The sequence below is a fragment of the Enterococcus sp. DIV1206 genome (assembly GCF_051712485.1).
Lineage (GTDB): Bacteria > Bacillota > Bacilli > Lactobacillales > Enterococcaceae > Enterococcus > Enterococcus faecalis.
Window position 1 is genome coordinate 1,562,236 of record NZ_JBIOOZ010000001.1, and the last position, 19,775, is coordinate 1,582,010.

General features: G+C 36.7%; 15 protein-coding genes. 11 read left to right on the forward strand and 4 right to left on the reverse strand.

The genetic code is table 11. The features are described 5' to 3' along the window. Positions 1 to 50 precede the first annotated feature (50 nt). From pflA to IGK86_RS07680, 3 genes are all read left to right on the forward strand, one after another. Positions 51 to 815: a pyruvate formate-lyase-activating protein gene (pflA, locus tag IGK86_RS07670; protein WP_002357530.1), complete on the forward strand. Its 765-nt coding sequence runs from the start codon at positions 51 to 53 to the stop codon at positions 813 to 815. Positions 816 to 910: 95 nt separating this feature from the next. After that, positions 911 to 1,837 (forward strand): manganese-dependent inorganic pyrophosphatase, encoded by a 927-nt coding sequence (locus IGK86_RS07675; RefSeq protein ID WP_002360265.1) that lies wholly within the window; start codon positions 911 to 913, stop codon positions 1,835 to 1,837. Positions 1,838 to 1,908: 71 nt separating this feature from the next. Next, entirely contained in the window at positions 1,909 to 2,793 is an 885-nt protein-coding gene (locus IGK86_RS07680; protein WP_016617365.1) for a DUF1803 domain-containing protein, read from the forward strand. A 58-nt stretch (positions 2,794 to 2,851) separates the two neighbouring features. Here the strand turns inward: IGK86_RS07680 and IGK86_RS07685 are convergent, their stop codons facing one another. Then, a complete protein-coding gene (locus tag IGK86_RS07685) occupies positions 2,852 to 3,403 on the reverse strand; it encodes a DUF2179 domain-containing protein (protein WP_016617366.1) in 552 nt (183 codons plus the stop codon). 180 nt (positions 3,404 to 3,583) lie between these two features. Between IGK86_RS07685 and cls the strand changes: the two genes are divergently transcribed. From cls to IGK86_RS07705, 4 genes are all read left to right on the forward strand, one after another. Beyond that, positions 3,584 to 5,044, forward strand: coding sequence for a cardiolipin synthase (gene cls / locus IGK86_RS07690; RefSeq protein ID WP_016617367.1), 1,461 nt, complete (start codon positions 3,584 to 3,586; stop codon positions 5,042 to 5,044). A 281-nt stretch (positions 5,045 to 5,325) separates the two neighbouring features. Continuing rightward, entirely contained in the window at positions 5,326 to 7,206 is a 1,881-nt protein-coding gene (locus IGK86_RS07695; protein ID WP_016617368.1) for a beta-glucoside-specific PTS transporter subunit IIABC, read from the forward strand. Continuing rightward, positions 7,206 to 8,615: a glycoside hydrolase family 1 protein gene (locus tag IGK86_RS07700; protein ID WP_010775848.1), complete on the forward strand. Its 1,410-nt coding sequence runs from the start codon at positions 7,206 to 7,208 to the stop codon at positions 8,613 to 8,615. Before IGK86_RS07695 ends, IGK86_RS07700 begins: the two co-directional genes overlap by 1 nt. Before the next feature lie 109 nt (positions 8,616 to 8,724). Next, positions 8,725 to 8,886 carry a hypothetical protein gene (locus IGK86_RS07705; protein ID WP_002361843.1) on the forward strand — a complete coding sequence of 54 codons (162 nt, stop codon included), beginning with the start codon at positions 8,725 to 8,727 and terminating at the stop codon, positions 8,884 to 8,886. Between the two features lie 59 nt (positions 8,887 to 8,945). On the opposite strand, the gene IGK86_RS07710 is transcribed toward IGK86_RS07705, so the two are convergent. After that, the gene (locus tag IGK86_RS07710) at positions 8,946 to 9,926 is read right to left on the reverse strand and encodes a LacI family DNA-binding transcriptional regulator (protein ID WP_002366709.1); all 981 of its coding nucleotides are present in this window, start codon (positions 9,924 to 9,926) and stop codon (positions 8,946 to 8,948) included. Between the two features lie 18 nt (positions 9,927 to 9,944). Continuing rightward, complete coding sequence (locus IGK86_RS07715; protein WP_016617370.1) at positions 9,945 to 11,405, reverse strand: sucrose-6-phosphate hydrolase; 1,461 nt, start codon at positions 11,403 to 11,405, stop codon at positions 9,945 to 9,947. Positions 11,406 to 11,646: 241 nt separating this feature from the next. Between IGK86_RS07715 and IGK86_RS07720 the strand changes: the two genes are divergently transcribed. From IGK86_RS07720 to IGK86_RS07735, 4 genes are all read left to right on the forward strand, one after another. Then, on the forward strand, positions 11,647 to 13,320 hold the full coding sequence (locus IGK86_RS07720; protein WP_002404311.1) for a glycoside hydrolase family 13 protein: 1,674 nt from the start codon (positions 11,647 to 11,649) through the stop codon (positions 13,318 to 13,320). Between the two features lie 18 nt (positions 13,321 to 13,338). Next, complete coding sequence (locus IGK86_RS07725; protein ID WP_016617371.1) at positions 13,339 to 15,267, forward strand: sucrose-specific PTS transporter subunit IIBC; 1,929 nt, start codon at positions 13,339 to 13,341, stop codon at positions 15,265 to 15,267. A gap of 272 nt (positions 15,268 to 15,539) precedes the next feature. Then, complete coding sequence (locus IGK86_RS07730; protein WP_016617372.1) at positions 15,540 to 16,421, forward strand: helix-turn-helix domain-containing protein; 882 nt, start codon at positions 15,540 to 15,542, stop codon at positions 16,419 to 16,421. Between the two features lie 132 nt (positions 16,422 to 16,553). Beyond that, complete coding sequence (locus IGK86_RS07735) at positions 16,554 to 17,987, forward strand: cryptochrome/photolyase family protein (RefSeq protein WP_016617373.1); 1,434 nt, start codon at positions 16,554 to 16,556, stop codon at positions 17,985 to 17,987. 211 nt (positions 17,988 to 18,198) lie between these two features. Here the strand turns inward: IGK86_RS07735 and IGK86_RS07740 are convergent, their stop codons facing one another. Next, complete coding sequence (locus IGK86_RS07740) at positions 18,199 to 19,635, reverse strand: catalase (RefSeq protein ID WP_016617374.1); 1,437 nt, start codon at positions 19,633 to 19,635, stop codon at positions 18,199 to 18,201. Positions 19,636 to 19,775: the final 140 nt, after the last annotated feature.

The window sequence follows — 19,775 nt, forward strand, 5'->3', positions numbered from 1 at the left end:
GGGTGACATTTAACGTGTCATCCTTTTCGTTTGAAAGAAGAGGGATCATTATGACAACACCAGTTACAGGTAGAATTCATTCAACAGAAAATTTTGGTACCGTTGATGGCCCAGGTGTCCGTTTTATCGTATTTACACAAGGGTGTCGCATGAGATGTCAATTCTGTCATAATCCAGATACTTGGAAAATTGGTTCCGGTGGTCGTGTGGTGACGACTGACGAAGTATTAGAGGAAGCATTACGTTTTCGCTCTTATTGGGGCGAAAAGGGTGGTATCACTGTCAGTGGTGGTGAGCCGCTATTGCAAATGGACTTTTTAATCGATTTATTTAAAAAAGCCAAAGCACAAGGCATTCATACCACCTTAGATACGTGTGGCAAACCTTTTACTCGGGAAGAACCCTTCATTAGTCAATTTGATGAATTGATGAAGTATACAGATTTACTCTTATTTGACATCAAACATATTGATAACGAGCAGCATAAACTGTTAACAACGCAATCAAATGATAATATTTTAGAGATGGCTACCTATTTATCTGAAATTGACAAACCTGTTTGGATTCGCCACGTATTGGTGCCTCAACGTAGTGATTACGACGAATATTTAATCCGTCTGGATGCCTTCATAAAAACATTAAACAATGTAGATAAAGTTGAAGTGCTTCCTTACCATACGATGGGCAAGTACAAATGGGAAGAACTAGGTATTCCTTATCCATTAGAAGGAATTGAGCCTCCTAAAAATGATCGTGTTGAAAATGCGAAAAAACTACTACATGTCGAGGACTATCAAGGTTATCTAGCACGTTAACAAACGAAAAAATAGAAAAGAAGACAATTTTTTTGTTGTTTCTTTTCTATTTTTTGTTATCATTAAGAGTGAATCAAAACCAAGGAGTGTGTATTATGTCAAAAATTTTAGTTTTTGGACACCAAAATCCTGATACAGATGCTATCGGAGCAGCAATTAGTTTTGCTTACTTACAAAAAGAATTAGGAAAAGAGACAGAAGCTGTCGCTTTAGGAACACCAAGTGAAGAAACTCAATATGCCTTAGATTACTTCAATATTGAAGCACCACGTGTTGTCACTGAAGCAGCTAGCGAAACAAACCAAGTCATGTTAGTGGATCATAACGAATTCCAACAAAGCATTTCAGATATCGCTGAAGTAAACATTTTAGCAGTAGTGGATCATCACCGGATTGCCAACTTCGAAACAGCAGATCCATTGTATTATCGTGCAGAACCAGTAGGGTGTACCAGTACAATCATCTATAAAATGTTTAAAGAAAATAACGTGACAATTCCAGCTCAAATTGCTGGTATGATGGTCTCAGCGATTATTTCTGATACATTATTATTTAAATCACCAACTTGCACACAAGAAGACATCGATGCAGCGCACGCCCTAGCTGATATTGCTGAAATCAATTTAGAAGGCTATGGTCTTGACTTATTAAAAGCAGGAACAAATTTAAGCGATAAATCAGCTGAAGTTCTTTTAGATTTAGATGCTAAGAGCTTCCCAATGAACGGCAAAACAGTTCGCGTTGCCCAAGTAAATACCGTCGACTTAGCAGAAGTTTTAGATCGTCAAGCTGAATTAGAAGCAGCTATGGCCGCAGAAAATGCAGCCAATAATTATGACTTGTTTGTCTTAATTATTACGAATATCCTAGACAGTGATTCTGAATTATTAGCGATTGGTGCGGAACAAGCTAAAATTGAAGCAGCATTCAATGTAACATTAGTTAACAATCGTGCGTTCTTACCAGGCGTTGTTTCTCGTAAAAAACAAGTAGTACCACAATTAACAGAAGTCTTTAACTAAAACCGTAAGCGCCTAAGCAACGCGATAAATTCCTTGTTGCTTAGGCGCTTCAATAGTAAAGGGGCGTTAACATGAATGATTTAGCAATTTACTATCATTCTCCGCAACAAACGAAACAATACAATCATTTGCTCAACCAATCACTTTTTTTCCCTCTTGTTACTTTTATGTATGAACATCGGGAAGAAAGAATCATTTTAAGACAATTAAAAGCGGCCTTTGCAACAGAAGCCAAGTTAGAACAATTTTTATCAGAAATGATTGATTGTCAGTTAATCATTCGGGAAAATCGTCAATATCGTTTGAATTTTCCTATTTATACGGCAGCTGAAGTTGCGAGTTTGACCTTGGCTGAAGACGAACTTCCTAAGTTTAAAGGAACTGTAACAGAGCAATTATTTTGGCTAGCTGAATCTTTTTGGCCACAAGTGTTTCCAGAAGAGGAAGACTATTTTTTTGGCGTGAGCGGTGACCCCTCATTTTATCAAAAACAAAGATTGGCCTCGGCACAACTATCTATGATTACGCTTGAGAAAGAAAAGACAGAGGTTCCAACAATGCCTCGTTATTTTGATTACTTGTGCAAAGAGCAACCCTTGCCAGAAGCCTTCAGCGCTTTATATGACTTGCTAGGGGACGTAAATCCTGAATACTATCTTTCGCAAGCGAGAAGAGTTATTAAACAAGCTCTGCGAGGCCGCAAAGTCAGTACTGTGCCTAATATTTTTCAAGAAAGTTTGCACTTGACCCAAGTGATTACGATTGACCAGGACCACTTAAAACTCCTTTTACCAGTAGCAACGGAACAAGCCGAGCCTTTAGAAGCACAGTCGGATATTCTAGCATTTTATTATGAAAAAATTGCTAACCGATCGGCCATCGAACGCTTAGTTTTTATGCAACAATTGATTGAGCAACTAGGTACGAACTCTCTAAGTTATCTTAGAATAAATTAAAGTTACGATAATTTTATTATGTAAACTAAAAATCAATAACAAGAAATGACGCCGCTTCTTAGTGAGAAATGGAGTCATTTCTTTTGCGAACTTTTTTCGTCCAAAAACCACCGGAAATGAACTTAGGCTCATAGGAAATGATAAATGCTCTCGGCTCTAATTGATTGATTAATTTGTACAATGTACGTTCGTTTTTTCTTGGGGAAAGAATTTCTAAAACCATTCGTTCTCCTTCGCGTCCGTAGGCGACACTTTGCGTAACACCATAGCCGTGTTCACGAAGTGTTTCTGGTAAATGAAATTGTTCAGTAGTAGAAGGGAGGATAACTGATACCATAATATAACCCAAGGCCAAATAGTCTTCGATTTTAATTCCTACACTAATGCCAACAGCGTAACCAAGCGCATAAACAAGTAAATTTAAAGGATTGTCTAACCGATTCAGAACCATACTTAGCCCTAAGACATAAATTGTTATTTCAGCCATACTAACCAGCGGTGCAATAACCCGATAACCTTTCATCGTTAACATAAAACGAATAGTATTTAAGGTAATATACGCAAAATTAATGATAAAAATCATAGCTAACATTTTCAAATCAACGACCATAAAATAAGTACCTCTTTTCAAAATCTTTACATCCAGCCCTCATTATAGTACAGAAAAACTGAGAATCAAAGGCGAAACACTTATAGAAATGAATTCTTTTTTGAATACTCGCTCATATTATTCGCCTAATTTAACTGTTATTTGATATAATCTTAGTATGAAGTAAAAAGGAGGTAAGCGATGAAAATTTTTGTTTGGATTTTGTTATTTTTATTAGTAATTAACGTTATTGCTGCCTTAATTACTGTTTTTAGAAAACCTCGTAGTATTTCCAGCGTTTTAGCATGGATGATGACGTTGATTTTCTTGCCTGGTATCGGCTTTATTATTTACTTATTCTGTGGGCGAGGTATCGATGGACAAGAAGTTTTTAAATTGTCTGATGATGAAAAACAAATGGTTCAACGAATTAAAGAAAAAGTGGACATCGATAACAAAAAAGCAGGGCGCGATAAACGTTATGATTTACTTTATGATGCGAAAGTTTTAAATCGTTATTTCCGGAATATGGACGCATCACCGTTGGCCAAAAGAAATAGTTTACAATTATTCACAGATGGCCAAGAAAAATTCCAAGCATTATTTGAAGATATTCGTGCAGCGAAAGAAACCGTTCATGTGGAATATTATGCGTTTTTTAATGACACGATTGGCAATCAATTTTTAGATGTATTAATCGAAAAGTTGCATGAAGGCGTGGAAGTTTACTTAATTTACGATCCTTGGGGTTCACCCGGCGCAAATAAAAAGTTTTTTGCTCGTTACGTTGACGCTGGAGGAAAAGTAGCTCCCTTTATTACTTCTCGCGATATGATCCGTAAAACACGTCTAAATTATCACTTGCATCGGAAAATTGTTGTCATCGATGGGAAAATTGGCTGGACCGGCGGGTTCAATGTTGGGGATCAATATTTGAATGTCACCGAAAAATTTGGTTACTGGCGAGATACCCATATTCGTTTGGTCGGGACGGCCGTATTTTCATTGCAAGAGATATTTATCATGGATTGGAATGCTTCAGTCAAATATCCTGAAGAACGTATGACGTATCATGAAAAATATTTTAAATTACCAGAAGATCATGAAGTGGATCATTTGTCCTTACAAGTTGTTTCAGATGGTCCTGATTCAGAAGAAGAAATTTTGAAAAGCGGGTTTGTTCGGATGATTTTTTCTGCAGAAAAGAGTGTCTGGATTCAAACACCGTATTTAATCCCTGACGATAGTATGATTAATGCGTTGTTAGTGGCGGTTCGTTCAGGTGTCGACGTGCGAATTATGATTCCTTGTATGCCTGACCATCCCTTTATTTACCGCGCAACACAATATTACGCGAATTACTTACACAAACGCGGCATTAAAATTTATATTTATGATAGTGGGTTTATTCATGCAAAAACAATGGTGATTGATGATGAATTAGCTATGGTTGGCACAACAAACCAAGATATTCGCAGTTATTCATTGAATTTTGAGGTGAGTACGTTTATTTACAATCCCGACATTGCGTGGATATTAGCGCAAATCTTTGAAGAAGATATAGAAAAAAGTGTCTTACTAACCGACGAGATAATTAAAAAACAAGGGTACTGGCTACGCTTCAAGCAAAACTTTTCACGCTTGTTGTCACCAGTCTTGTAATCAATAAATCAGCAGTGAATGTAGTAAACTACTATTTTCACTGCTGATTTTAGTAACAAAACACTGAGGTGGTCTACCTAATTCATTGATAATCCCTCTAAATAATGGTAAATTAAAAATAAATTCAATCAGCTATTCTATCGTGAGAAACATAGTTATTACGTAGATCAGATCAAAGGGACATTCACGACGAGCAAATATTGAGTGTGTTTGCTGAAACGTGCATGTGTGATTTGATCTTTTTTATTGAGCTGTTATTTTATAGATAAGGAGTGGTCATCATGGACTACCAAGCAATAGCAAAAGAAATTTTGAAAGACGTAGGTGGCAAAGACAATATCGTGGATGTCACACATTGTTATACACGATTGCGTTTCATATTGAAAGATACGAAACAAGCGAACAAAGAAGCCTTACTACAAACAGAAGGTGTCATTTCTGTTGTTGAAAGTGGCGGGCAGTATCAAGTGGTTTTAGGCAATAAAGTCGCGCATGTTTATAATGCTCTAGAACCTTTGTTGGCTCAGCAACTTACGACCAAAACATCTACAAAAGAAAAAAATTCATTAGGCAATCGAATTTTAAATACTGTTGCCGCGATTTTCACGCCTGTCGTACCAGCAATTGCCGCTTCTGGCATGTTAAAAGGAATTCTAGCTATTGCTGTGATGGTCGCAAACAATTTTTACCAGGTCGATTTAAAACCTTTGAATACGTATATTATTTTAAGCGCCGCTTCCGATGCACTTTTTTATTTTATGCCAGTTATTTTAGGTTATTCAGCTGCTAAGGTTTTCAAAACAAACGAATATATCGCCATGGTAATTGGAGCCACCTTATGTTATCCAACCATCGTTTCATTAATGACTGAAGAATCAGCGGTTACCTTGTTTGGATTACATGTGACCAAAGCCAATTACGTTTCCACAGTAATTCCTATTATTCTTGCAATTTTTATGTTAGCTTATGTGCAACGCTTTTTGGAAAAAGTTATTCCAGAAGTTCTAAAAATTATTATGGTTCCTACGCTATCATTACTTTTAATGATTCCAGCCACTTTATTATTATTTGGACCGATAGGGATTTATTTAGGTGACGGCGTGAATTGGTTGTATTATTATATAATGAATTTTAGTCCCATCTTGTTAGGCGGTTTTATCGGCGGAATTTGGTGTGTCTTAGTCATTTTTGGGGCTCACCGTGGGCTTGTGCCAATTGGGATTAATGATGTCGCTCGAACAGGACGGCAAAATTTGCTAGCGTTTGCTGGTGCAGCAAACTTTTCTCAAGCGGGCGCCGCATTTGGCGTGTTTGTCCGCACAAAAAATAAAGGCTTGAAAGCCGTTGCTGCCTCTGCAACAGTGACTGCATTATTTGGTATCACAGAACCAGCCATTTATGGTGCAAACTTGCGGCTAAAAAAACCGATGATTTATGCGGTGGCTAGCGGAGCAGCAGGCGGGGCCTTAATGGGCTGGGGCGGTTCCTACGGGACAGCCTTCGCTAACCAAGGACTCTTGACCATCCCAGTTTACGCAGAAGCAGGAACCAAAGCCTTTATTTGTTATTTATTAGGTTGTGGCATTGCTTTTTTTGGTGCATTTCTATTAACGATTTTTCTAGGCTTTAATGATTTACCGCTTGACGATTCACGTCAAGAACCTGGATTAAAGACAGAGATAGGAACAGTCAAAGAAAAGCGACGGATTCAAGCACCTGTTCAAGGACAACTCGTATCTTTAGACCAAATTAACGATGAAGTCTTTGCTTCTCAACAAATGGGAAAAACGCTAGCTATTTATCCGACAGAGGAACAAATTGTTTCACCAGGAAATGGGCAAGTGACGGCTTTATATCCAACTCATCATGCAATTGGCTTAAAGTTAGACAATGGTGCTGAAATCCTCCTTCACATTGGAATCAATACAGTCGAATTAAAAGGGCGGGGATTTGAAACGTTCGTAAAAGTAGGAGAAAGGGTCAGACTAGGACAAAAACTGCTCTCTTTTGATAAACAAGTTATCCAAGCTGCTGGTTATGATCCAACCGTCTTAGTCATCGTAACAAATACTGTGGAAATGGCTATAATTGAGACAACCAAACAAACAGAGATTACACCACAAACAAATTTATTTTTCATGCAAGTAAAGGAGCAAAACTAATGGTTAAACAATTTAAGAACGATTTTTTATGGGGCGCTTCTTCCTCCGCTTTTCAAATTGAGGGCGCTTGGAATGAGGACGGCAAAGGCCTAACAGTTGCTGATTATAATTCTTTTAAAAAGTCAGCTGTTCAAGCAGATACGAAAGTCGCCAGCGATTTTTACCATCATTTCAAAGAGGACATTGCGTTAATGAAAGAATTAGGCTTAAAAACCTATCGTTTTTCTCTTTCATGGGCACGAATCATTCCAACAGGTGATGGCGAAATCAATCAAGCCGGCATCGATTTTTATAATGCCGTCATTGATACACTTTTAGAAAACGATATTTTGCCGTTTGTCACACTTTATCATTTTGATTTACCTTTTGCGTTGGTGGAAAAATACAATGGTTGGGCGGATCGTCGTTGCGTTTCCGCATTTCAACGCTATGCGCAAGTCTGTTATCAAGCGTTTGGTGATCGAGTCAAAAATTGGCAAGTTACGAACGAACAAAACTTAATGATTCGTGTCGATGAACGAATGAATATGTACGATGTTGCACCAGAAAATACTGAAAAAATTCGTGCACAAATGGATTACCATATGTTTGTTGCCCATGCGCTAGCGACGAATGATTGTCACCAATTGGTCGCTGGGGGAAAAGTCGGTCCCTCTGTTTCCTCAACGATGACTTATCCTAGTTCCAATAAACCTGAGGATGTTTGGGCAGCTCGTATGAATGATAACTTTAAAACAAATTATGCTCTAGAAATGTATTGTTTTGGCGAATACCCTGGTTACTATCAAGAGTATTTAACCAAATGCGGCATTTATCCCGAAACACAGCCAGAAGATCAAGCAATTCTGAAAGCCGCTAAACCAGATTTTATCGCCCTTAATTATTATCGGACGTTAGTTGCTAGCTATTTACCGACAGATGAGCAACACCCATTGGGTACGAAAGAAAAGGACATTGATTTTGATCTATACGGTTATTTTAAAATCGAAAAAAATCAACATTTAAAAACCTCTAAGTATGGTGCCCAAATTGATCCAACTGGTCTACGTTTAGTTTTAAATGATTATTATCGTCAATACCGTTTACCGTTAATCATTACAGAAAACGGCTTAGGCACACCAGATCACCTAACAGAGGACGGAAAAGTTCATGATGACTATCGAATTGCGTATTTGCATGACCATATTGCTGCTTGTCATGCGGCTATTTCTGACGGTGTTGAGTTGTTTGGCTATTGCCCTTGGTCGGTCATGGATATTTTAAGTTCTCATCAAGGATTCAAAAAACGCTACGGTTTTATTTACGTCAATCGTGAAGACCATGAGTTAAAAGATTTACGACGCATTAAAAAAGATAGTTTTTATTGGTACCAATCAGTGATTAAAAATAACGGTTTACCAGAAGAATAATGACCAAAAAGGATCATCCGTTGGCATAAGCGGGTGATCCTTTTGTTTTCAAGTTTTGTCGTTCCGTGTTAGGCTTAAGTTAATAAACCCATTAAAGGTGGTGAGAGAGATGAATAATTACGATTTATGGAAATGGGCTGCCGGGAAACGAACCGAAAAAGATAAAAATGAAACCTATAGCGCCAAAAATTGGTGGTATGTTTTACTAATGCTCGGTGTATTTGTAGGGATCATGTTGTTGTATTATTTAATCTCTGTGCTTTGGAATTAAGGGAAAATGGGCAAATGAGGAATTAAGAATAAAAAAAGACACCTTTTCAGGTGTCTTTTTTAACAGGATTCAGACAATGATAGCTGAATTGGAATAGGATAATTTTCCTCGAGTGCAACATCAGGATCCTTCATTCTACGAAGCAGTAAGTCAATCATAACGTCACACATCTCGTCGATTGGCTGCACAATGGTTGATAGTTGTGGGGCAATTCTTTTGATTAATTTTGTCCCATCATAACCAATTACTTTTAATTCTTCAGGAATGGCTATCTTCAATTTTTGAGCAATATTCATAACTGTAATTGCTGTCAAATCATCTGTACAAAAGATGCCGTCTACAGTTTTATTTTGAAGCAAACGTTCGATTTCTAGATTTTTTAATGTTGTAGAGGTTCCATTATCAATTTGTAGAATCGTTTTTTCTGCGCCATATTTTTCCATCGTTTGTTTATAACCAGCCAATCGATAATCGCTAGGTGCGCCTGTGTTATTAGCACCAGTAATAATTGCAATCTTTTGTGCACCACTTGCAAATAAGGCTTCAGTGGCTTTTTGGCCACCTTGAAAGTTTTGCGAAGAGACAATTGGAATGCCAGGTGCCAAGAAACGGTCAAAGGAAACAATAGGTAGTGAAACATTTTCATATTCGTTAATAGCTAAGTTATGGCTACCAGTGATTACACCGTCCACTTTATTTGCAGCGAGCATTCGTAAATAGGCGCGCTCTTTTTCTGGATCTTTTTCACTATCACATAAAATCACTTTATATCCTTGAACAAAGAGCTTTCTTTCCAGTGTTTCAATTAATTCACCAAAAAATGGATGACTAACAGAAGGGAAGACTAAACCAATCAGCTGCGTACTTTTTCCTTGGAGGCTTCTGGCTAATCCATTGGGTTGATAATTTAATTCTTCCATCGCTTGATGAACTTTATCAATTGTTTTTTGACTAAGATAACCATAATTATTAATCACGCGGCTCACCGTTGTCGGGCTCACACCAGCAAGCTTTGCTACATCCGTTAATTTAACCACCATTAAAATTCACCATCATTCCTAATTATTCGTATTTTCCAGCTCATAAAAACAAGCTTTTGCCGTCTTGGATAGATGAAGATACCGTTGCGCTTTATCTGGAAAGAAGCGACCAGTCATCGTTTTTTCACCTTTATTTACATAGATTTCTGCAACAGAGCAATCAACAAAAATAGTTAACTGAACTGACTTATTTTTCCTAATTTTAGTTTCACGAATTGTGCCATACTTTTCAGCAAAAGGTTGGCCAGCAAATGTTCGATCAAGGGTTATTTTACCATGAATCGTATCAATTGTAATTAAAAGTCCTTTTGAACCCGTTTCGTTCGCTAAAAGCCGAATAAAAGCAATCTCATTTTTGGGAATATCCACTTCTAATTCAAAAGAAGCAGTAGATAAAAAATGGCAGCCATTTGATAAAGTAGTAGCGGATTGACGAAGCATTTCTGTTTCAGAAACTGGATATTGAAATAGTTTCCCGTTGTGAATTGTGAGTTCTTTAATCAGACTTAAGCCATTTGCCCAACCCTCCACATCACTTGGGTAAGTGATTTCTGGCAACCCAATCCAACTGACCGCAAGTGCACGACCATCTGGCGCATTAAAGGCTTGAGTAGCGTAGACATCAAACCCTTCATCTAAATTTTCAAAAGGCCCAGCCTGAACTAAAGAAAGATTCTCCAAATCAAACGTTTCGGCCAATGTGTACATATTCGGATAGATATTCTGATAACTTTTTACAGATGGAGATAGACCTTGTGGGCAAAATAATAAGACAGGCTGGCCATCAATAAATACCAAATTGGGGCATTCAACCATGTAGCCTAATTCTTGGTCGGTGAACGTCAATTCGCCAAGTTGATGAAAATTGTGTACGTTTCGATCTTTAGAAAAATAGACCACAATTTTTCCTTGTCTATTTAAATCGCTAGCACCAATTAATAAAACAAGTCCTTCTTGATAAGGAAATACCATCGGATCACGAAAATGGGAAGAATAATTGGGGTCAATAGGTAGGAATGGTGTTGATTCCTTTGTGATCGCACCTAAAGAATTCAGCCATGCAATATTTTGATATGCAAATCGTTGCCAAGTTTGATCACGAACATTTCCTGTATAAAATAAACATAGTTGGTTATCTATTGGTAAAGCTGAGCCTGAATAGACGCCATGAGAATCATATTCAGAGTCGGGATAAAGGGCAATTCCTTCATAATCCCAGTGAATTAAGTCGGAGGAAGTTAAGTGGGCCCAACTTTTTAGTCCGTGAACACTCCCGAAAGGAAACGCTTGATAAAATAAATGCCACTGGTTATTGAAATACGAAAAACCGTTGGGATCATTTAGTAGTCCTGTCTGTGGTTGAATATGATACTTAAAACGCCAACTAGATTGCGCGATAATAGAAGTTAGATTTTCGAGGTGAGCAGATGTCCAAGAAGAATAAGGCGCATAACGTAATTCATCCGTCCATTGGTTCATGATGCTTGACATAAGTAATGTCTCCTTTATTAGAAAATAGTAGTTAGTCTAATAGTATAAACAAATCATAAAAAGTCAAACGTATAACATATATAAATCTAATTAAATCAAAATAATATCATAATTTACATTTATTTATGATAAACGTTCGACATATTACACAAAAACGAGTATCATACAAAATGTAAAAACGGTTACAGAAAAAATTAACAGGACTAGTTTAAGAGTGAGGAGAACCAGAATGAACAGAAATTGGTGGCAAAAAGAAGTGGCCTATCAAATTTATCCACGTAGCTTTTCGGATAGTAATAATGACGGAATTGGTGATTTACAAGGCATTATTCAAAAACTGGATTACTTAGAAAATTTAGGAATTACGCTGATTTGGCTGAGTCCAATGTACCCGTCGCCAATGGCTGACAATGGATATGATATTTCAGACTATTATGGTATTTCTAGCGATTTTGGTACAATGGCAGACTTCGATGAACTCATTGAAGAAGCAAAAAAACGAAACATAAAAGTTATTTTAGATTTAGTGGTAAACCATACATCTGATGAACATGCTTGGTTTCAAGATGTTTTAAAAAATCCTCAAAGTCGTTTTCGAGACTTTTATATTATAAAAGAAGGACGAGAAGCACCTACAAATTGGCGGTCTAACTTCGGTGGTAGTGTTTGGGAAAAATTACCTGGGGAAGATGCCTACTACTTTCATGCCTTTCATAAAAAACAGCCGGATTTAAATTGGGAAAATCCTGAACTACGCAAAGAAATCTACCAAATGATCCGTTTTTGGTTAAACAAAGGAATTGCTGGTTTTCGTGTAGATGCGATTAATTTTATTAAGAAAGATTTGACTTGGACAAACTTACCTGCTGATGGGGCAGATCAATTAGCCAAAGTAACAAAAGCGAGTAGAAATATGCCAGGAATGAGTGACTTTCTGAACGAGTTAAAAGAAAAAGCTTTTGCTGGTTTTGATATTGTCACAGTTGCTGAAGCGGCCGGCGTCAATTATCCAAATTTATCAGAATTTATTGGAGAAACAGGGTATTTCGACATGATTTTTGACTTCAAATGGGCTGATTTGGATGTGAAATCAGGAAGCGAATGGTTTTATAGAATCGATTGGTCTTGGAATGATTTACGCACATTAATTTTCAAACAGCAAGAAGCCATGCAAGAGGCTGGTTGGAGTGCAAATTTTATTGAAAATCATGATCAACCTCGAGCGACAACGAAATATTTAAAAGAACAGGCTCAACAGCCAAATGCGGTTAAAACATTCGGCGCCATGTATTTCTTTTTAAGGGGCACGCCTTTTATTTACCAAGGACAAGAATTAGGAATGACCAATTTTGAAAGGGGTTCGATTGATGAATTCGATGATATTTCTAGCATTGATCAATACTATCGAGCAATAAAAGAAGGATTTACGCCCAAAGAAGCCTTGTCACTTGTCAATTTGCGTAGTCGAGACAATGCCCGCACGCCTTTTCCATGGAATGATTCTATGTATGGCGGTTTTTCAAGCGTCAAACCTTGGTTAGGAATGGTGGATAATTATAAAGAAATCAATGCCGAAGCAGAAATAAAAAATAGTCAAAGTATTTTTCATTTCTATAAGCGGATGATTGCATTTCGTCAAAAGAGTCCCTATACAGACATCTTACTTTATGGAACATTTGAGGGACTATCAAATCTTCCAGATAATGTTATTGCTTATAAACGCAAATTAAATGAAAAAACAATTTACGCCTTTTTTAATTTTGGTGAGGCGGTTCCAATCCCTCATTATTTAGTTAATGGCACAGTTATTTTTGATACACAGTCTGAAGAACGAGAGCAATTAGTTCAGCAGGGAACATTATTAAAAAGCTATCAAGGACTATTGATTACTATAAATGAGTAGCTAGGAGGAGTATATAACATGGCAGAAAATTATCAGCAGGCAGCCAAAGACATTATTCAATTAATCGGTATGGATAACATTATATCGGTCACCCATTGTCAAACGCGGTTACGTTTTATTTTGAAGGACCATGAACAAGTAGATGGTAAACAACTAGAAAAAATCGATTTAGTCAAGGGTGTTTTTTATAATGGTGGTCAATACCAAGTGATTTTAGGAACTGGTATTGTGACTAAAGTGTATGATGAAATAGAAAAACTTGGAATCAATGTTGTGTCAAAAGCAGAGCAAACAGCAATTTTAAAAAATAATGAAACGGGCATGCGCAAAACAATGCGCATTTTAAGTGAAATATTCATTCCAATTGTTCCAGTAATTGCAGCAACAGGATTGTTCCTAGGGTTAAAAGGTGTTATTTTTAACGACACTTTTTTACAATTATTCGGAGCAAGTGTAGCCAATATTCCTGAAAGCTTTCAACAAATTGTCTCTGTCATTACAGATACCGTCTTTGCTTTTTTGCCAGCTTTGATTGTTTGGTCTACCTTTAAAGCATTTAATGCGACGCCTGTAATCGGGATTGTTATTGGTTTAATGATGGTATCACCCATTTTACCAAACGCTTATGCAGTTGCAACACCAGATTCTGGCGTGAAAGCTATTATGGCTTTTGGCTTTATCCCAGTTGTCGGTGCACAAGGGTCCGTTTTAAGTGCAATTGCTGCTGGTATAATTGGCGCAAAGATTGAACTTTTTTTCCGAAAAAAGATGCCGAATATTCTCGATCAAATTTTTACACCTTTTATGACTATGTTAATTACTTTTTTAATCATAATTCTCGGAATTGGCCCAATTTTGCATACCGTTGAGTTAGGCATGGTAGATGTTGTCCAATGGTTGATTGGGTTGCCCTTAGGACTAGGTGGTTTCGTGATTGGTGCCTCATATCCTTTAATGGTTTTGATTGGTATTCATCATACACTAACTATGGTAGAAACATCATTATTAGCAAATACAGGATTTAATGCATTGATTACAATATGTGCCATGTATGGGTTTGCCAACGTTGGCAGTTGTTTAGCCTTTGCGAAAAAAGCGCAAGATAGCAAAGTGAAGTCGACAGCCATTGGTTCTATGTTGTCTCAATTATTTGGAGTTAGTGAGCCTGTGTTATTTGGATTACTTATTCGTTGGAACTTAAAACCGCTGCTATGTGTCTTGTTTACATCAGGTTTAGGCGGAGCAATTTTAGCTATTTTTCATATTCAATCAAATTCTTATGGATTAGCCGTTATTCCTTCTTTCTTAATGTATATCTATAGTGCACATCAATTAGTGATCTATTTATTAGTCGCACTTTTATCTGTCGGTGTATGTTATGCATTAACCAGTCTATTTGCAATTCCACAAGAGGTTTTAATTTCAGATAAAGTAATCGAAGAGGAAGAACGCGAAGTCTTTGAAATGCAACATAACACCTTAGATGAACAACTTTTTTCTCCGGTAACTGGTTACGCCATGAATCTTACTGCTGTTAATGACCCGGTATTTTCAAGCGAGATGATGGGCAAAGGTTTAGCAATCATGCCAACAGCGAACAAGGTTTACGCGCCTGCAGATGGTTTATTAAACTTGGTTGCAGAAACTGGGCACGCTTATGGTATCCAAACGGACGCAGGAGCTGAAGTATTAATTCATATAGGAATTGATACTGTCACATTGGGGCAGGAGGTCTTTCAGACACAAGTAACCCAAGGTCACCGTGTTAAAAAAGGAGATCTTTTAGGAACGTTCGATCGAAAAGCCATTAAAGAAGCTGGGCTTGACTCAACTGTCATGGTTATCATTACAAATACTTCAAGTTATTTAAGTGTAGAGCCAATGATGTCAGATCATAATGAAATTACGCCGGAACAAATTATTTTAAATCTAAATACACCTAACTAAACAAAAGAACAGCAAGAAGTAGTTATCACTTCTTGCTGTTCTTTTTCTTAAGAAAAAACCAATGATTTTCGGTTGTATTTGTCTATCCGTTTGTAGTATGATTGAGTCAGTTTTAAAGGAAACATGCCAAGTATGGAAGACCATACTTGACACGCATTGACTAATTAAACATGGGGAACGTTGCCATAAGTTGATGTTCCAGTCAATAATGCAAGTAAATCAAACATAGCATGTACCTCCTTTAATTGATAATCAAAGTATAACATCTTTTAATGAATTTACATAATAATACAAGTGGAGGTCTGTTCGTGAAGGTAGCAGGAGACAAAATAAAACAAGCGAGAAAACTTAAAAAAATCACACAATCAGAGCTGGCTAACGGCATCTGTACGCAAGCAACAATTAGTAATATTGAAAACCGTAATCTATGTGACAGTTTAGATATTTTCTCATCTATTTGCCTCCGATTAGATTTAGAAGTAGAAGAATGCATGATGATTTCTGAAGAAAAGAAAATTGAAAATCTACTAAACAAAGTCGAGGATTTATCTTTACGGTTATTTCACTTAGAGGCCTACAATTTATTACAAGAAGTGCCTGAAGGTCTTATCTTATCTAATAATGAACTAACGACTAAATTGTTATATTATAAGGGAATTACTTGTTTATTAGGAAAAAAAGATAAAGCAGAGGCCTTGTTTTACCTATACCGGGGCGCGGAAATTGACCGTAAAGTCAATATTTACAACATTTTAAGCCTGAATGCGCTAGGTACGCTATATGAACTGGAAAAAGATATGAGAAAAGCGCAAGTGTATTACGAAAAATCATTACAAGAATTGGAACAATTTAAATTAGAATGTTCCTTGGAGCGCTGTAGAATTTATTATAATTCTGCTAAATTCTACTCGGAAATAAAAGATTACAAAAAAAGTGTCATTTTAAGCGAAAAAGGGATTCAGATTTGTCGTGACAAACACTCCATTTATTTGCTAGATTATCTTTTATATGAAAAAGCCTTTAACAAACAAATGCTCGGGGAAGACACAGCTGATGACTATCGTCAAGCCTATTATTTTACACAATTTTTTGGCAATACAGAAGTCCTACAATATATTGAGAAAGATATGAAAGCTTTTAATATTTCCTATTAATTTAATCAAAAAGCCGATAAAAGCTGAAAATCCAGTTTTTATCGGCTTTTTGAAAAGTCTAGGCAAGTTGCTTTTAAAAATCAGCAGTCACGGTTACGATAAGCAAGACGAAGTATTTAGGAGGATTTAAAAATGAAAACAGTAATGTGGTTTAGACGTGATTTACGATTACAGGATAATAAAGCATTAGCACACGCGTTACAAAATTCTGCAGCTGATGAATTGATTTTATTATTCCAAATGAATCCTCAACAATTTATTCAAGAAAGTGCTAATCATAACGCTTTTTTTGCAAGTTTAGCCTCGTTTAAAGAACGAATCGATCAAGAGGCACATTTACAAATCATGGTCGGCGAACCATTAGATTTATTTTCACGTTTGAAACGCAAATTACCCGATTGGCAGGCCATTTATTTTAATGAAGATACTTGTGGCTTTGGGGCAAAGCGGGACCAGCAAGCTATGCGCTTTTTTGAAGAAAATAATATTCAGTCTTTCTCTTTTCAAGATGCCTATTTGCATGGCTCTGAAGAAATTAAGAAGAACGATGGCAGCAAGTACCAAGTGTTTACGCCCTATTACAATAAATGGAAAGAGGCGCCTAAAGAAACACCGATTCCTGTTTCCTATACAGCTGAAAAAATTTTTAGTGCGTGTCTTTTTCCAGAAGAGGAAGCAGCTTATCGTGAACAGATTGCGAGGATTCCTTTAAAACACTATAGTGTCGGCGAAAAAACAGCCAGAAGGTGCTTAAATACTTTTATTGATCAAAAACTTCGATCCTATGAAAATAAGCGTGATTTCCCTTATCAGGATCAAACGAGTCATCTGTCTACTTTTTTAAGAACGGGAGAACTTTCGATTCGCACCATTTGGCAAGAGCTTGCATCTGCGCCTTCTAGCTTAAGTAAAGAAACCTTCAAAAAAGAATTAGCTTGGCGTGACTTTTACAATATGATCTATAGTGCGTTTCCACAACAAAAAGAGGAAGCTATTCAAGAAAAATTTCGTTATATTCAATGGACAAATGACCCAGAAATGTTTGTCAAGTGGCAAAAAGGGGAGACGGGGTACCCTATAATTGATGCCGCAATGCGACAACTGAATCAAACTGGTTGGATGCACAACCGCTTAAGAATGATTACTGCCTCTTTTTTAGTTAAAAATTTACACATCGATTGGCGTTGGGGTGAAAAATACTTTCAAAAAATGTTGATTGATTATGATGCCGCCAATAATATCGGTGGCTGGCAATGGGCTGCTTCAACGGGAACGGACGCTGTCCCGTATTTTCGGATTTTTAATCCAATTATCCAGTCAAAAAAATTTGATAATGACGGCCAGTTCATCAAAAAATATGTTCCAGAACTTAAGCAAGTGCCACAAAAGTATATTCATCAACCAAATCTAATGAACGAAGCTTTACAAACGCAATATCATGTACATTTAGGAGAAAATTATCCAAAACCCATTGTCGATTATGCATCAAGTAAAAAACAAACATTGTTTCTATATGAAGCGAGCAAAGAAATTCATCAAGAAATGAACAATCCAAGGTTTAAATAAACAGTAAACCCAACTAGCTTAGCAAATAACTTGTAAGGTTAGTTGGGTAATTAATTAGTCGAAAGAGAGGTGCAATTTATCAGCTAAAGTTTTTTATTCTATTCTAGTTAACATAATATACATTATACAAAGTAGAGTAAAAAGTATTAAAAAGCAAACAAAACCAGTCTTTAGTTTATCTAGACTGGTTTTGTCACGTACTTTATATAAATTATGCTTGTTGATTAATTGCTTGTGCGACACGTGCTCCATATTCTGGATTTACTCTAGTGAACAAATCAATTTGACGCGCGATGATTTCTTGATTTTTCACTTGACCTAAAGATGCCGCTATATTGTTAATTAAGTTTTCTTTTTCTTCGCTTGGCAGCAAATTATACAAAGCGTTTGCTTGTGTAAAGTGATCTTGATTATAGCTATAATTACCAACATTTCCCTCAACTTCAAAGGAACTAATTTTCGCCGTAGGATCTTCTTTTGGTGTTTCAGTATAACTATTTGGTTCGTAATTAATTTCGCTATTGCCATTGTCAAAACGCATATTGCCGTCTTTTTGGTAGTTATTTACAGGCGCTTTTGCTTGGTTGATTGGCAATTGGTGACTATTAGCGCCCACGCGATGACGATGTGCGTCCCCATAAGCGAACAAACGTCCTTGCAATAATTTATCTGGAGAAGCTTCAATACCAGGAACGAAATTCCCTGGTGAAAAGGTTACTTGTTCAACCTCTGCAAAATAATTCTCTGGATTTCTATTTAAAGTCATCGTGCCAACTTCAATCAGCGGATACTCTTTTTGAGAAACCGTTTTTGTTACATCAAAAAGTGTTTCTTTCATTGTTAACGCATCTGCATACGGGATAATTTGCACAGATAATGTCCAAGAAGGAAATTCTTGATTTTCAATTGCATTATGCAAATCTTCAATATGGAAATCTGGGTTTTTCCCAGCAATTTCTTCTGCTAATTGACTCTCTAGATTTTTGATTCCTTGGTTCGTCTTGAAGTGATATTTAACAAAAAATACTTCTCCAGCAGCATTGACCCATTTGAATGTATGGCTACCAAAACCATGCATGTGACGGAACGACAACGGAATGCCACGATCACTCATTAAAATTGTTACTTGATGAAGGCTTTCCGGTGAATGAGACCAAAAATCCCAAACTGCTTCTGGACTTTTCAAATGCGTCCGCGGATTTCTTTTTTGGCTATGAATAAAATCTGGAAACTTAATTGCATCACGAATGAAAAAAATGGGCGTATTATTGCCAACTAAGTCGTAATTTCCTTCGTCTGTATAGAATTTAAGCGCAAAACCGCGAGGATCACGCAATGTATCTGATGAACCTAACTCTCCAGCTACAGTTGAAAAACGAGCGAATAAAGGTGTTTCTTTACCAACTTCAGATAAAAAATCGGCTTTAGTATATTGTGCCATTGATTGACTCACCTTGAAAACACCATGAGCACCAGCACCTTTGGCATGAACAACCCGTTCTGGTACGCGCTCACGATTAAAATGAGCTAATTTTTCTAATAAATGAACGTCTTGGATTAGGACAGGTCCAAATTTTCCTGCAGTTAGCGAATTTTGATTATCGCCAACTGGACTTCCTTGTGACGTAGTTAAATGTTGATTTTTCACCTAAAACACTCCTTCATCTAAAATTATACTCATTGTATAAAAAAATCACTCTGCATAACAAAAATAATGCTTAAAAACACTCGAAAACATTTGTTATTTAATAGAATGATTAAAAATAGCAGTAGAATTTAAATCAAAAA